General features: G+C 48.8%; 14 protein-coding genes. 5 read left to right on the forward strand and 9 right to left on the reverse strand.

Translation table 11 applies throughout. From position 1 onward, the window contains the following. Positions 1-35: 35 nt before the first annotated feature. Entirely contained in the window at positions 36-1,094 is a 1,059-nt protein-coding gene (gene bioB / locus AWU77_RS08260; protein ID WP_062061586.1) for a biotin synthase BioB, read from the reverse strand. Positions 1,095-1,266: 172 nt separating this feature from the next. Here bioB and AWU77_RS08265 point away from each other — a divergent pair, with 172 nt between their 5' ends. The 5 genes from AWU77_RS08265 (at position 1,267) to gcvH (ending at position 6,330) form a co-directional block, all read left to right on the forward strand. Then, positions 1,267-1,992: a ComF family protein gene (locus AWU77_RS08265; RefSeq protein ID WP_238582346.1), complete on the forward strand. Its 726-nt coding sequence runs from the start codon at positions 1,267-1,269 to the stop codon at positions 1,990-1,992. A 164-nt stretch (positions 1,993-2,156) separates the two neighbouring features. Next, positions 2,157-3,572 carry a serine protease gene (locus AWU77_RS08270; protein ID WP_084618208.1) on the forward strand — a complete coding sequence of 472 codons (1,416 nt, stop codon included), beginning with the start codon at positions 2,157-2,159 and terminating at the stop codon, positions 3,570-3,572. Next, entirely contained in the window at positions 3,569-4,615 is a 1,047-nt protein-coding gene (locus AWU77_RS08275; RefSeq protein ID WP_062061589.1) for an FHA domain-containing protein, read from the forward strand. The genes AWU77_RS08270 and AWU77_RS08275 overlap by 4 nt, the downstream gene beginning before the upstream one ends. Positions 4,616-4,737: 122 nt before the next feature. Next, positions 4,738-5,826, forward strand: a complete 1,089-nt coding sequence (gcvT, locus tag AWU77_RS08280) for a glycine cleavage system aminomethyltransferase GcvT (RefSeq protein ID WP_062061592.1) — start codon at positions 4,738-4,740, stop codon at positions 5,824-5,826. A gap of 111 nt (positions 5,827-5,937) precedes the next feature. After that, on the forward strand, positions 5,938-6,330 hold the full coding sequence (gene gcvH, locus AWU77_RS08285) for a glycine cleavage system protein GcvH (protein WP_062061595.1): 393 nt from the start codon (positions 5,938-5,940) through the stop codon (positions 6,328-6,330). Positions 6,331-6,404: 74 nt separating this feature from the next. Here gcvH and AWU77_RS08290 read toward each other — a convergent pair whose 3' ends face one another. From AWU77_RS08290 to AWU77_RS08325, 8 genes are all read right to left on the reverse strand, one after another. After that, positions 6,405-8,117 carry an SPOR domain-containing protein gene (locus AWU77_RS08290; RefSeq protein ID WP_238582347.1) on the reverse strand — a complete coding sequence of 571 codons (1,713 nt, stop codon included), beginning with the start codon at positions 8,115-8,117 and terminating at the stop codon, positions 6,405-6,407. 27 nt (positions 8,118-8,144) lie between these two features. Continuing rightward, positions 8,145-9,227 carry a 3-dehydroquinate synthase gene (gene aroB, locus AWU77_RS08295; RefSeq protein ID WP_062061601.1) on the reverse strand — a complete coding sequence of 361 codons (1,083 nt, stop codon included), beginning with the start codon at positions 9,225-9,227 and terminating at the stop codon, positions 8,145-8,147. Between the two features lie 111 nt (positions 9,228-9,338). Next, entirely contained in the window at positions 9,339-9,854 is a 516-nt protein-coding gene (gene aroK, locus AWU77_RS08300) for a shikimate kinase AroK (protein WP_062061604.1), read from the reverse strand. Continuing rightward, on the reverse strand, positions 9,854-12,034 hold the full coding sequence (gene pilQ / locus AWU77_RS08305; RefSeq protein ID WP_193747515.1) for a type IV pilus secretin PilQ family protein: 2,181 nt from the start codon (positions 12,032-12,034) through the stop codon (positions 9,854-9,856). The genes aroK and pilQ overlap by 1 nt, the downstream gene beginning before the upstream one ends. Positions 12,035-12,039: 5 nt before the next feature. Then, positions 12,040-12,564 carry a pilus assembly protein PilP gene (locus AWU77_RS08310; protein WP_062061608.1) on the reverse strand — a complete coding sequence of 175 codons (525 nt, stop codon included), beginning with the start codon at positions 12,562-12,564 and terminating at the stop codon, positions 12,040-12,042. Then, entirely contained in the window at positions 12,561-13,178 is a 618-nt protein-coding gene (locus tag AWU77_RS08315) for a type 4a pilus biogenesis protein PilO (RefSeq protein ID WP_062061611.1), read from the reverse strand. The genes AWU77_RS08310 and AWU77_RS08315 overlap by 4 nt, the downstream gene beginning before the upstream one ends. Next, entirely contained in the window at positions 13,179-13,766 is a 588-nt protein-coding gene (locus AWU77_RS08320) for a PilN domain-containing protein (protein WP_062061614.1), read from the reverse strand. After that, positions 13,766-14,833 (reverse strand): pilus assembly protein PilM, encoded by a 1,068-nt coding sequence (locus AWU77_RS08325; RefSeq protein WP_062061617.1) that lies wholly within the window; start codon positions 14,831-14,833, stop codon positions 13,766-13,768. Before AWU77_RS08325 ends, AWU77_RS08320 begins: the two co-directional genes overlap by 1 nt. Between the last annotated feature and the right edge of the window lie 78 nt (positions 14,834-14,911).

Here is a 14,911-nt window from a genome sequence, read left to right on the forward strand (position 1 = left end):
AGGCTCCACCCACCCTACGGATAATTAACAAAATTTTATTTTGCCGCGTTGTAAAAAAACTCATCCAACTTGGCTTCTTGCAACTGATGCACAATCGATGCTTGCTGTTCGCTTTCATTTTCATGCACTTCATAAGCTTCGGGGTTAATGCCGAGCTTGTTGAACAATTGCATATCTTTGTTAGCTTCTGGGTTAGGCGTGGTCAACAATTTTTCGCCGTAGAAAATCGAGTTAGCGCCGGCGAGAAATGCCATCGCTTGGGTTTGCTCGTTCATTTGCTCACGGCCAGCCGATAAGCGCACATGGGATTGCGGCATCAAAATGCGGGCGACGGCAATGGTGCGGATAAAATCAAATGGGTCGAGATCGGCCTGATTTTCCAAGGGTGTACCATCAACTTTAACCAACATATTAATAGGCACAGATTCAGGGTGCTCCGGCATATTCGCCAACTGTTGCAGCAAACCAGCGCGATCATTTTCCTCTTCGCCCATACCGACAATACCGCCGCAGCAGACTTTCATGCCCGCTTTGCGCACATTGTCGAGGGTTTGCAGGCGATCCTGGTAGGTGCGGGTGGTGATGATTTCGCCGTAGTATTCGGGAGAAGTATCCAGGTTGTGGTTGTAGTAATCCAAACCTGCATCAGCCAATTCTTGCGCTTGCGACTCGTCCAGCATACCCAGCGTCATACAAGTTTCCAGACCGAGCGCTTTTACGCCCTGCACCATGGTGGTCACATAGGGCATATCTTTGTTTTTCGGCGAGCGCCAAGCGGCACCCATGCAGAAGCGAGTTGCGCCCGAGGCTTTGGCAGCTTTGGCTTCTTCGATGACTTTTTCTACCGCCATCAACTTTTCGCGCTCAAGACCGGTGTCGTAGCGCGCCGATTGCGGACAGTAGGCGCAATCTTCCGGGCAGGCGCCGGTTTTGATCGAGCAGAGTGTACTGACTTGCACTTCATTCGGGTTGAAATGGGCGCGATGCACGCTTTGCGCCTGAAACATCAGGTCGCTAAATGGCAGGGCAAACAGGGCGGTAATTTCGGCGCGGGTCCAATCGTGTCTAACACTTGGAGCAAAGCTGGCATTCATAAAGGCATTCCGTGGTCATTCTGGACAAGAGTTTTTGGGCTATGCAGCATCTTAACCGAGCCAAAAAAGCTGTCAACCTAAAAGACAGAATGAGGTTTACTACTCGATTTTGACAAAACCGCTGGCAATATCGAAAATGCGCCCACAAGGATTATTGCCAACAGGGATTTTTATGCTGCATTTCATCGCTTCAGCTACCACCAAACTGGTCGATCAGCTCCTACCTGCGCCCTGCCTGTTGTGTGGTTTGGCCAGCCCCGACTACCGATTGCTATGCCCTGAATGTGACGCTGCCTTGCCGCGCCTCAGCCAAGAGCTGTATTTATGCAGCTGCTGCGCACTGCCACTTACCAGCGATGCCACCCTGTGCGGCAAATGCCTGCGCAAGCCGCCCGCGTTCAGCCAATCGAGCATTGCATTTAGCTATATACATCCACTGGATCACCTCATCCATCAATTCAAATACCGGCGCCAATTGAGCAGCGGCAAATTGCTTGCGCGACTCTTAGCCGATACTTGCCAGCACAGCGAGCGCCCAGACTTTTTACTGCCCGTACCCAGCCACTGGCGCAAACGCTGGCAGCGCGGTTTTAACCAGAGCGAGCTGATGGCCTATTGGGTGGGCGAACAATTGGCGCTTCCGGTGTTATCGGCCTGCCAGCAAACCCATTATCACCATTCGCAAAAAGGCCTGAGCCGTGCTGAGCGATTAAAAAATTTGCGCGAATCTTTCAGTATCAAGCCGGGTTATCGCCTAAAAATCGCCAATGCCCATGTTGCGCTGATAGATGATGTGGTCACCACCACTGCTACAACACGTACTTTGAGTGAACTATTAATCAAAGCGGGCGCCCAACGGGTGGATATTTGGGCGCTGGCGCGTACACCAGATCATTAAGGTTGGGTTTATTGAACCAGATAAACTACATCCCCGTATTCGCTACCGGCAGCGCAACATTCGCGTATTGATGACAAATCTTGCTACCTCACAGGTGCAATAGCCGCTACTATTCTTTTTCGCTTAGCCCGTTACTTTTATCGTTAATAGCCACAAGGATTTACATGAGTTTTCCCTATCGAGCGCTGACCCGCGCCCTTGCTTTTGCCGTCAGCTTGAGCCTGCCCGCGCTGGCCGAAACCACCCCGCCATTGCCATCGTCCGCCGCCCAGCAGCTTTATGCATCTGCCCAGCAGGATTTACTGCAACTGCGCGTATTGCTGAAAAACGGCAATAGCCAGTCGTCGGTTGGCTCGGGGTTTTTAATCGGCAACTCCAATTTGGTGGTGACTAATTTCCATGTGGTCTCGCAAATTGCGCTGGAACCGGAAACCTATTTTGGCGAATACAAAGACACCAGTGGCGCCAGTGGTGCAATTGAATTGCTCGCCGTGGATGTACTGCACGATTTGGCGATTGTGCGGATCGCACGCAATGGCAGCGGCTTTTTTAAGGTGCCTCATACATCTGCAGAAAGCGAACAACCTGCGCTGGTGAAATTAAATCAGGGGCAGCATTTATATTCTCTCGGCAATCCACTCGATTTGGGTTTTACCATCTCCGAGGGGACTTATAACGGGATCAGCGCACGCGGTTTTTCCGATCAATTGATGTTTACTGGAGCGGTCAACGCCGGCATGAGCGGCGGCCCCAATGTGACAGCCGATGGTCAGGTCGCGGGAGTTAATGTTGCGCATCGCCGCGACGGTGAATTGGTCAGTTTTTTGGTGCCAGTGCGCTATGTGCAAGCTTTACTGGCGCGTGTCACCAGCGAGATGAAAGCGCCGACCGATTTCAAACCCGTCATTGGCGAACAGTTGCTCGAACACCAAGCGGTGATGGTGGATAAATTATTGGAGAAGCCATTCAGCATTAAAGATTTGGGCCCCTACCGCGTACCGGTGCGCGAATCCGATCAGGTGCGCTGCTGGGGCAATACCGATAGCTCGGCAAAAAAGGCTTATACCATCGCCCGAATTAATTGCTCGATGGAATCGGCAATTTTTGTGTCAGGCGAGCTGCAAACCGGTCACATCAGCATGCATCACAAATACGCACACAACAAAAAACTCAACGCTATGCAATTTGCCCAACTCGCCAGCAACATGTTTGACGATCAGGTGTACAGCACCGCAAAAAGCGAAACCATCACTCCCGCGGCCTGTACCGAGGATTTTATTAAACACAATAATATTTCGCTGCGCGCGCTGGTCTGCGCCGAGGCATATCACAAATTTAAAGAGCTGTACGATTTTACCTTAATCACCGCAAGCACCGACGACAGCTATAAAAGTTTACAAAGCATGATCAATATTCAGGGCGTGTCCTACAGCAACGGGATGAAGTTAATCAGCCAATTTTTGCAGGGCATTGATCGCTCAAGCAAAACTGACGATGAAATAAAACCACTGCCCGATGACATGATCCAGAGCGATGAAGTTGATACTGACGAATCAAACACTATGGAGGCCGCACAATGAGCCACTCCATTTTTGTTGAGCAGTTAACCCCCGATGGTGAAGTGCTGCATCGCAGCAAGGTGACACATATACCTATCACCATTGGCCGCGCTTACGACAACGATATTATTCTCGATGATCCACACACGGCTGCACATCACGCCCAGATTGAGTTGAATCAACTCGATGAATTAATCATCGCCGACCTGGGCAGCCACAACGGCATCACCCTCACCAACAGCCGCACCAATACCCGTGAGAATTTTTTTGTAGTGGATGGCGATAAAGTCTATCGCCTCGGCCACACTCACTTGCGCGTTCGCACGGCTGATTACCAAGTCGCTGCTGAAGTGACTGATTTGACCAACCACCAGTGGGAGGGATTATTGCCTGCCTTAACCGGCTTGGTATTGCTGCTGGTTAGCGGTTTGATGAGCACTTGGCTGGCGGATCTGAATCAAGGCACGCTGAGCAAATACCTGCTGGAATTGGTGAGCGTGTTCGGTTTTGCCATTGGCTGGAGCGGAGTGTGGGCGCTGTTTGGCAAACTCTTTACCGGCCACGCTCGCTTCGGTCGCCACTTGTTTATCGCCAGTGCCGGACTTGCCTTTCTGGAACTGTGGGAGCATGTCAGCGGCCTGCTCGCCTACGCATTGAGCTGGGAGTTCTTGACCCGATTTAATTCGCATCCCCTTATTGTGATTTGCGCAACGGTGCTGTACTTCCACATGCGCACGGCGGGCAACAAACGCCCGGGGCGTTTGAAACTCATCTTGATCGCCTTGGTATTGCTGGGCTCAACCATCACCATGACCAAAAAATATCAGGCGAGCAATCATCTGTCTGATGAGCTTTATATGAGCCACATTTATCCCCCTGCCGTCCGCCTCAGCCGCGATCACAGCTTGGAAGAATTTATGGCAGATATGCAATCGCTCAAAAAACAGGTTGATGATGAACGTAAAGAAAAACCTGAGAAAGAAAAGCCAGAGCAAGATGCTGCCACCAACGATCAAACCGAGGAACAAAAATCAGAACAGGGCAGCTCCGCCACGACACAATGATCAATAACAAGGATTCAGGCGCGGGCTTTTCCATCGCCCGCGCCGATTCGTTGGACAGCATCCACCCGCGCGCCTAGAATGGCGCCCTTTTTCTAACCCACCTTATCTGCGCAGGTACTCCAATGGGCAACAAAACCACCCTCTATGCCGCTCACCAAACCATGGGCGGCAAACTTGTGGACTTTGGCGGCTGGGATATGCCACTGCACTACGGCTCGCAAATCGAAGAACACCACAAGGTGCGCCAGCACGCCGGCATGTTTGATGTATCACACATGACCGTGGTGGATGTGACCGGCGCAGACGCCAAAGCCTATCTGCAATATTTGCTGGCGAACGATGTCGCCAAGCTGGATACGCTCTACGGCAAAGCGCTGTACAGCGGCATGCTCAACCATGAAGGTGGTGTGATTGACGACCTGATCGTGTACAACCTGGGCGATTGGTATCGTGTGGTGGTCAATTGCAGCACCCGCGAAAAAGATCTCGCTTGGATGAATCAAGTCGCACAAAAATTCGCTGTCGCCATCACCGAGCGCGCCGAATTGGCGATGATTGCAGTACAGGGCCCGCAAGCCATTCAAATCGCCTCATCACTGGTCAACGCCGAGCAGGCAGCGGTAATTGCCAGCTTGAACGTATTCCAAGGTTTACCTGTAGGCGATTGGTTTATTGGCCGCACCGGTTATACCGGCGAAGACGGTTTGGAAATTATGCTACCCAATGACGCCGCAGCAAGCTTCTGGCAAGCGCTGGCGGATGCGGGTGTCGCACCTTGTGGCTTGGGCGCACGCGACACCTTGCGCCTGGAAGCAGGCATGAATCTTTACGGTCATGAAATGGATGAGACCGTATCGCCACTGGCCGCCAATATGGGCTGGACTATTGCATGGCAACCAGCGGAGCGCGATTTTATCGGCCGCGCAGTTTTGGAGACCCAAAAAGCCGCCGCATCAACCCAAAAACTGGTGGGATTAGTCTTGCGCGAACGCGGTGTATTGCGCGCCGAACAAGTTGTCACAGTAGAGGGTAGCGATGAAAAAGGCGTTATCACCAGCGGGACATTTTCACCGAGCTTGGGCTATTCTATTGCTTTGGCACGCGTGCCACGGAGTATTGGCAGCCACTGCCAAGTGGAAATGCGCGGCAAGCAAGTGACGGTGGAAGTGGTAGCACCCAATTTTGTACGCAACGGCAAAGCGGTTATCTAAAGTTACGCAAAACGTTAACTATTCTCACAGAACCATTGCTGGAATAATCACAGCAACATTTACACGAACAATTACTGAACCAATTACAGGAACAATTACAGGAAAAAAGCCATGAGCGATATTCGCAAAGAACTGAAATATTTGAGCAGCCACGAGTGGGCACGCGTTGAAGAAGATGGCACAGTCACCATCGGCATTACCGACCACGCACAAGACGCTTTGGGCGATGTTGTGTATGTAGAAACTCCGGAAGTCGGCACCCGTGTTGCGTTGGGTGAAGAGGCGGGTGTAGTGGAATCAGTTAAAGCCGCGTCCGATATTTATTCACTGGTTTCTGGCGAAGTGATTGAAGTTAACGAAGCGCTGCAAGACGCACCTGAAACCGTTAACAGCTCACCCTATGATGACGGCTGGTTCTTCCGTGTTAAACCCGATGATTTAGCAGAGCTCGACGAAGCACTGGATGCCAGCGAGTATCGTGAATTACTGGAAAGCGACGAATAATTTCTTATTTATTCGCCATCCATAAAAAACGCGGCCGATGCCGCGTTTTTTTATGGCCAACGATTTAAGTTAATTCACATCGCTGATTTGATTTTGTTTTGAATAGTTTTTACATCACGCGGCCAAGGACCTGCATCGCGCTGCGCGCTGGGCAAACGGGCAATCGCCTGCCGCGCCTGTGCCGAACTGGAGTAGCGGCCAGTAATCACCACAAACCAATCTCGCCCTTGGCGCTTGCTGCGAAAGACTAGCAAATCATTTTTATTGGGTTGCTCCGCAACAAAAGCCCGCGCAGCTTTTTCAGTGCTAACGCCCAATAACTGCACCGTAAATTCACTTGGTTGCCAAGACAAAATAGTGCGCTCTTGCGCATTTGCACCAATCGCCGCAGTACTTGTCGATTTCACCACAGGCTTAGCAATTTCCGGCTCAGGCTTGACCTCGGGCACTTTAGGCTGCGCCACTGGCTCCGGCACAGTCACAACCGGTTTTGGCTGCGGCAATGGCTCTGACATTGGCTCGGGCACAGCTTGAACCTGCTTGGGCGGCGCGGTAGGCAACTGCGCCAACGGAACAATTTCCTCTTTAGGTAACTCATCGCTGCCAACATTCGCACCTTTAGTTGTTTGCGCTGCTGGCTGTACTTGCTGATTAGGTTGTAATGGTTGCGGCAGTGACTGCAACAGTGGCTGCACCGGGGTATCGGTAGAGCTCAATGCTGCCTGCTGATCGGTAGCTATTGACGACGCAGGCTGGGCTGGCGCGGCTGGAATTGCCGCCGAATTCACCAAAGAAGAATTGGCGCTTGTCGGTTTTTTTTCCTCATCACCCATATAAAGAATTACAACACCAACCATTGCTATCAGCAGAGATAAAGCAACAATATGCAGCACTGGTAGCGGGCGCTTACTAGATGGAGATGCAGGCGTAACTGACTCCAGCAGACGCTCCTGCGCCAATTCATGCAGCACACTGAGCTGCCCATGGGTCTGCCGCCACCAAGGCTCAACCATCGACTCTGAAAAAATTTCCGGCCCGAGATAGTCGGCCATCTCCATACGGAAATTTAAATAATCAACAGTTTCCAATAATCCGAAGGATTGCAAATGTAGATCATTGATTAATAAGTTTTCCGGACTCAAACGCTCCAGGCGATGCATCAATTGCGGCTCGCCAAACAGTGCAAGATGCAGGCGATTTTGCTGTGGAAAATTATTGAGCAGAGAGGTAATAACAGATATGGATTGATCATCCAACAAATGTGCATTGTCCAATACAACAACGGCTAAACCTTCATTATCCGATACAGCCTCCTCAGCAATAAAAGCCTCAAGGCTGGTCAGCAAGTTTTCCGTTGATGGGACATCGCCAGCATTAATCTCAAACGACTGAACAATCGACAATAAAATCTGCTCAAGGCTTTGCCCGGAGCGCAAACTTAAAAAACAAATTTGATCCTGATCGGAAAGCGAATCCATAAACGCATGGGCAATACGCGTTTTTCCCACTCCATATTCGCCCAAAACCGCAAGAACACTATTGCTGAATTGGCAGAGATGCAGCAACTGGTCGAGCAATTGCCGACGACCAGCACCGGTAAATAGTGGAAACGAGTAATCCTGCGCAAATGGGTCTTCAGACAAACCGTAACGCTGGCGATAATCTGCCAATAATTGATCTTCAGAGTGCCCGTTATCCAGCTCATCAAACAAATAAGGTTGTTGTGAGTCGCCGTGATCGAGCAAGCGACTGTCCGGCTGGGCACGCAGCGGTGACTCTCTGGTCATGATCTATGTCTCTTGTAACCTGTTTGATTAATCTGCTTTACACGCATCAAATGTATCTTGCAGCATGCCAGCATCTATATCGCTGGTAATAATTGCTTTGCCCATAGACTCCAACAACACCAAGCGCAAACGACCATCCAATACTTTTTTATCGACGCCCATTAATTCCATGAATTGAGTTGGAATCATATCAGACGGTGCTTTAACGGGCAGATTTGCACGCTGCAACAAATGGATCACGCGCGCCAACTCATCATTACTGATAGCACCGCGACGACAGGATAAGTCCGCTGCCATTACCATGCCTGCAGCAACCGCCTCGCCATGCAGCCAATTGCCATACCCCTGCGCCGTTTCAATTGCATGGCCAAAGGTGTGGCCTAAATTTAAAATCGCACGCAAGCCGCCTTCATGCTCATCTTGCGCCACTACATCCGCTTTATTTTCACAGGAACGTTTTACCGCATAAGCCAAGGCAGTCATGTCGCCTGCAAGCAAATCATCCATATTGTTTTCCAACCAGACAAAAAAGTCATAATCAGAAATCAAACCGTATTTCACTATCTCCGCAATACCTGCGGATAATTCACGCGCGGGTAAGGTCCTTAACAAAGAGGTATCTGCAAGCACACAGCGCGGCTGATAAAAAGCGCCGATCATATTTTTACCGAGCGGATGATTCACGCCGGTTTTTCCACCCACGGATGAATCAACCATGGATAACAAGGTTGTAGGAATCTGAATAAAATCCACGCCACGTTGATAGGTTGCAGCGGCAAAACCAGTCATATCGCCAACCACTCCACCACCCAGCGCAATTAACGTAGTTGTACGGTTGTGGCGCGAGCTAAGTAAGGTATCAAAGATACTGCTCCACACTTGCAACGTCTTATGGCTTTCACCATCGGGCAAAATCACAGTGTCTACTTGATAGTCACTAAGGGCCGCACAAAGCTTATCGAGATAGAGAGGAGCAACCGTCTCATTGGTAACCACGCAAACCTGACGCCCGCGAATATGCGGACACAATAATTCCGGCTGCGACAATAATTGTTCGCCGATATAAATGGGATAGCTGCGATCCCCCAAATTAACGGTTAAAACCTGCATAAAGATTGCCTTTTACGAAGACGAAGAAAATCAGCCGCACTTTATCACAAAGCACAGACTGATATCAGCGATGGGAACACGAGAAAAAAGTGCTGAAAAACACTGAAGCAGCTAAGCGTCTTGCACCAACGATGCAATTTCTTGCGCAACCGTTTTGGGAGAACGGCGATCTGTATTAACGATAAAGTCAGCGGCATCCTGGTACAGCGGATCGCGCAGCGCTAACAGATCAATAATTTTCTGACGTGGATTTTCAACTTGTAGTAAGGGGCGTTTTTTATCGCGAGCAGTGCGCTCAACCAGCTGCTCAATGGACGCAGTAAGGTAACAAACAAAACCCGATGATTTCATCATTTCGCGATTTTGCGCACGCAAAACAATCCCGCCACCTGTAGCAATGACTGCATCGCGCTCATTTGCCAATTCGAGCAAAACTGCCGTCTCTCGCTCACGAAAACCTTCTTCACCTTCCATATCGAAGATCCAAGGAATATCAGCCCCCGTGCGCTCTTCTATGACACGGTCGCTATCGCGAAAACTGAGATTTAATTCTGCAGCCAACAAACGGCCTATTGTAGATTTGCCGGCCCCCATGGGGCCGACCAGAAAGACATTGGGTTTACGCATTAGTTTGAGAGAGTATCCGACATCAACTTGGGAGTAACAAAAATCAGCAATTCAGTTTTGAATTGACTATCAACAGTTTTCTTAAATAAGCGACCGAGATAGGGAATGTCGCCAAGTAATGGCACTTTGCTTTCACCCTTTGTTCCCTCAAGCGAGAACACACCACCCAAAACTACTGTCTGACCATTATTTACAAGAACCTTGGTTTGCAAACGGGTGATATCAACTGTTGGAACACCAGTTTCAGTTACCTGCCCAAGTGAGTCTTTCCACACCACCAAATCCATAATGATGCGATTATCCGGTGTTATTTGCGGAGTGACCTCTAACTTCAAAACAGCTTCACGGAAACCGGTAGTTGTGCCGCCACTCGGAGCACTTTCCTGATAACCAATTTCTTTACCGGATTTGATAATCGCCAACTGCTTATCACTGGTAATAACCTTAGGTTGCGAGACGATCTCAGCATAACCCGAAGTCTCCAATGCACTCAGCTCCAGATCAAGATAGGTGTTGTCAGTCAACACACCTATTGCTGCTGTGGCGGCATTCGTATTATTGACTGCAAGATTAACCACATTATTCTCTGTGAGATTTAGTGAGTTATCATCATCATTTGGACCAGGATGCCACCAATTGTAGGGGCTAGTGCCGTCCTCATCATCTAATCCTTCCTGAGAGCCAGCAAAGTCTATAATTCGTCTATTGTTAGCGTTGAATCCTGCCCCCCCCCAACGCACACCTAATTCACGCTCAAAGTCTGTATTGGCAATAACGATACGCGCCTCAATCATTACCTGACGGATCGGAATATCAATTTGGTCAACCAACCGCTTGAAAGACTCAATACGCTCTGCCGTGTCGGTAATGATAATCGAGTTGGTGCGCTCATCCACCACACCTTGCCCACGCTCAGACAAAACACTACCTGTAGCTTTGCTACCGCCTTGGCCACCGCCGCCACCGCCACCGCCACCGCTATCACCACGGAACAATTCAAACATTTCCTTCGCATTGGCGTAACGAACACGAATATATTCAGTTCTAAGTGGCGCCAATTCTTCAAGTTGTTTCTTAGTAGTAATTTCCTGACGTTCGCGCTCCGCAATTTCCGCCGCTGGAGCAACCATTAACACATTACCAACTTGACGCTTATCCAAACCTTTATTCTTGAGCACCATCTCTAGCGCCTGGTCCCAAGGAACATTTTGTAAACGTAAAGTAATGCGCCCTTGAACCGTATCGCTCGCCACCAAATTCAACTCGGTAAAGTCAGCAATAATTTGCAGCACCGCGCGAACCTCAATATCTTGAAAGTCCAGAGATAATTTTTCACCGGTGTATTCAAAATCTTTTTTCTTTTCCTGCTTTTCTTGGGCAGTTAATGGCTTAATACTCAACACATATTCATTGTCAGTCTGATAGGCAAGATAATCAAAATCACCTCCAGCACTGATGTTAAGCACAGAACTTTCACCTTCTTGAGTCGCACTCACCAATGAAACCGGAGTAGCAAAGTCAACCACATCCAGCCGACGGCGCAATTCTGGTGGTAACCAAGCATCTTTAAAGGATAATTTCACACCTGCACCAGTGCCAACCATATCAGCACTGACTTTTGGGTTGGATAAAGTCACAATCACCCGCCCCTCGCCAGCAGTGCCACGGCGAAAATCGATATTGGTGATTTTTGTTTGATTGCCAATAGCATCGTTTTCTTTAAACGATGACCTAGTAGCCACCTCAACAGCCGGACGAGAAATTTGCCCGCTATCAGTCCCTTTTGCTGCACCAACCTCCACAACAAAACTATTGCCATCCGTACGAGTTGTATACGAGGCTAAATCATTGAGATTCAATATAAGGCGAGTACGCCCCTCACTGGTTAACACCATCGCGCTTTGACCATTATCAACGGCAAGAGGAAAACGTCGCTCTTTTAGCCCACTCACAACATCAGGAAAGTCGAGCACGATACGTGCAGGTTTTTCGATGGTATAGCCTTTGGGTGCGGGCGGCTGCGTATCAAATGACATGCGCACTTCAAAACGCTCGCCAGGCAATTGGAAAAAATTAATTTCATTTAAGGTACTTGCCAGTGTTAAAGGCGAAATCACCAAGCCAACAAATGCCAAAACATATTTACGCATATTCAACCCCGGAGTGAATAGAGCACGCATACCCGCTATTCCTTCTCTTCTAATTTAATAATTCTGGGACGTTCAACCCAACCATTAGAACCATCACCCACAATCTCCATCACCTCAATTTGCCCTGAGCTAGTGGATATTATTTTGCCGTGGTTCATCCCCAAGTAATTTCCTACTGTTGCTGGCACAACACTATTCGCACCATCATCAATCAGCGCCCAAAGTTGGCCGCCCTTACTGATAGTCCCTACCATCTTAAGCGAGGTAATATTAAAACCTTCGAGAAACTCTTTTTCTCTGGTCAAATCTGGCGCAACTGCACGTCCACCTTTTGCAGCCGATTCATCAATTGGAATAGGCTTTTCAAAAGGGCTACGCAAAGTCATCGCGCTGTAAGTAAATGGCTGGTATGGACTAAACGTAGGTAGCGGCTCAATTTGCCCCTTGGGTCTGCGCTTTGTCTCCTCCATAAAATTAACCAAATCTTGCTGAGAAGACTGACCACAGCCCACCAATACCAGCAAACAGAGTAGTTCGATAATTAACAGTGACCGTTTCATTGGGCGGCCTCCTGAGACTTGTAGCGATAGGTCTTCGCTAAAATTTTCATACTTAACGTTTTATTTTCTTTAGTTGCAGTAATGGAGAAATCATGCAATGTCACAATACGCGGCATTCCAGCAACACCACTCACAAAACCGCCCATGTCATGATAGCCCCCCTCCGCTGAAATACTGATCGGCACCTCAATGTAATATTCAGCCACAACATCAGGCTGAAAATTAATATTGATATTAGTCAATCCGCTCTCACTACCACGAGTACCTATATCTTCTAAAAGTCCAGGCACTTCGGTTTTGGCAGGCAGGCGCGACAACAAGGAGTCAAATGTAACTTTCATCTCTTCCATTTGCGCCTTGTAGGCATCCAAATTCGCGGCTTCAAAACTGCGTTTTTCAAAAGTCCCCCGCAAGGTTTGCTCTTGTGCGACTGCAGCCTCAAGCTCTAAATTCAAATCACTAATTTTAAGATAGTAAGTACCCGCAAAAACCACCACTATTAACAACAAACAGACGAACGCTTTAGCAGGCCAAGGCCAAACACCTATTTTTTCAAAATCTATATCGTTTACATCAAATTCTTTAAGCTGCTCGAGGGTATCTTGAAATGACATCTATTTAACCCCTCCTGTAGTTTTGGCCGGATCAATTGCGGGATCCACCGGTGCGGAAGTCTCTACCGTCATTTTAAATCTACTCGCATCCTCACCTTCCTCAGGTGCAGCATCGACTGAAATCAAGTTGTGTGACGCATACCAGTCTGAGGCTTCAAGATTGCGCAGAAAACTGGCTATCCGATTGTACGATTCAGCCACACCCACAATAGTTACTACATTGCCTTTTCGCTCTGCTGAATTGATCCAAACACCATCAGGAATAGCTCGCGCAAGCTCATCGAAATACCGAACAATAACTGGACGAGTCCCCTCAAGATCGGTGATCACTTTGATGCGCGCCAATAAATCATCGCGAACTTTTTTAATCTCACTGATTTCTTTTACCTGTGCATCAAGCTTGGCAATCTCCTGCTGAAGCAGCTGATTACGGGCATTTTGATTTTCAATAGCCGTCTGCACACTGGACACCCACACATAGGCTCCAAAGGCTGCCGCCAAACCAATCCCGACAATAACCCCTAGAAACTCTCGTTTCTTTTCTTGCCGATAAGCCTCGCGCCAGGGCAATAAGTTAATTTTGGCCATTAGTCAAAACTCCTCATTGCCAAACCAGTAACAATCATCAAGGCAGGAGCATCGTTTGCGAGCGACACTGCATTTACTCTGGATGAAACTGACATACGCGCAAACGGATTAGCTACCACAGTTTGCGTCCCTAATTTTTCTTCTATCAAACCCACCAATCCTTCTAACGAAGCAACACCGCCAGCGAGGATGATGTAGTCCACATCATTGTACTGACTAGCGGAAAAGAAGAATTGGAGAGAACGTGTAACTTGTTGCACCACAGCATCTTTAAAGGGAACCAGAACTTCCATCTCGTAGTCATCGGGCAAACCGCCTTGCTTCTTGGCAAGACCTGCCTCCTCGCGTGATAAACCATAGCGCCGCTGAATTTCTTCTGTCAGCTGACGTCCGCCAAACAACTGTTCGCGGGTATAAACGGTTTTGCCATCGACCAGAACACTCAAGGTCGTCATGGTCGCACCTATGTCGATAATTGCGACAACCTGCCCCTCTTGATCTTCCAATTGCTCAGCGATCAATTCAAAGGCGCGTTCCATACAATAAGCTTCAATATCAACTTTTTCCGCAATCAGATCTGAATCAGCCAGAACCTGCTGGCGAACCTCTACGTTTTCACGGCGACATGCCGCCAACAAAACTTCCACCTGATCGGGGTTGCGCGGAGAAATCCCCTGCACTTCAAAGTCAAGTGCCACCTCCTCAAGGGGGAAGGGGATATATTGATCAGCCTCAGCAGCGATCTGACTTTCCATTGCGTCGTCATTTAAATCCATCGGCATATCGATCATCTTAGTGATCACCGCTGAACCGGCGACAGCAACAGCTGCATGTTTAAGCTTGGTTTTAGACTGCTTGACCATAGACCTGACCACTTCCGCCACTGCGACAGGGTCAGCAATGTTCTTCTCCACCACCGCATTGGGCGGGAGAGCTTTTACGGTATAGGACTCAACGCGGTAGCGATCGCCACTGCGACTAAGTTCAAGCAATTTGACCGAGGTGGAACTGATATCCAACCCGACCACCGGCTTAGCCTTCTTATCGAGGAAACTTAAAATGCCCATTTTTCTATCTATATCCGTAACTTAGACGTTGTTTATGTTATAGCACTTTAACTTAAGCCTGCAACAAACCGATGAATA

Source organism: Cellvibrio sp. OA-2007 (assembly GCF_000953825.1).
In the GTDB taxonomy this organism is placed as follows: domain Bacteria; phylum Pseudomonadota; class Gammaproteobacteria; order Pseudomonadales; family Cellvibrionaceae; genus Cellvibrio.

Coding starts and splice junctions, on each gene's coding strand:
- bioB (WP_062061586.1), bottom strand. CDS start 1,094: ATGAATGCCAGCTTTGCTCCAAGTGTTAGACACGATTGGACCCGCGCC.
- AWU77_RS08265 (WP_238582346.1), top strand. CDS start 1,267: ATGCTGCATTTCATCGCTTCAGCTACCACCAAACTGGTCGATCAGCTC.
- AWU77_RS08270 (WP_084618208.1), top strand. CDS start 2,157: ATGAGTTTTCCCTATCGAGCGCTGACCCGCGCCCTTGCTTTTGCCGTC.
- AWU77_RS08275 (WP_062061589.1), top strand. CDS start 3,569: ATGAGCCACTCCATTTTTGTTGAGCAGTTAACCCCCGATGGTGAAGTG.
- gcvT (WP_062061592.1), top strand. CDS start 4,738: ATGGGCAACAAAACCACCCTCTATGCCGCTCACCAAACCATGGGCGGC.
- gcvH (WP_062061595.1), top strand. CDS start 5,938: ATGAGCGATATTCGCAAAGAACTGAAATATTTGAGCAGCCACGAGTGG.
- AWU77_RS08290 (WP_238582347.1), bottom strand. CDS start 8,117: ATGACCAGAGAGTCACCGCTGCGTGCCCAGCCGGACAGTCGCTTGCTC.
- aroB (WP_062061601.1), bottom strand. CDS start 9,227: ATGCAGGTTTTAACCGTTAATTTGGGGGATCGCAGCTATCCCATTTAT.
- aroK (WP_062061604.1), bottom strand. CDS start 9,854: ATGCGTAAACCCAATGTCTTTCTGGTCGGCCCCATGGGGGCCGGCAAA.
- pilQ (WP_193747515.1), bottom strand. CDS start 12,034: ATGCGTGCTCTATTCACTCCGGGGTTGAATATGCGTAAATATGTTTTG.
- AWU77_RS08310 (WP_062061608.1), bottom strand. CDS start 12,564: ATGAAACGGTCACTGTTAATTATCGAACTACTCTGTTTGCTGGTATTG.
- AWU77_RS08315 (WP_062061611.1), bottom strand. CDS start 13,178: ATGTCATTTCAAGATACCCTCGAGCAGCTTAAAGAATTTGATGTAAAC.
- AWU77_RS08320 (WP_062061614.1), bottom strand. CDS start 13,766: ATGGCCAAAATTAACTTATTGCCCTGGCGCGAGGCTTATCGGCAAGAA.
- AWU77_RS08325 (WP_062061617.1), bottom strand. CDS start 14,833: ATGGGCATTTTAAGTTTCCTCGATAAGAAGGCTAAGCCGGTGGTCGGG.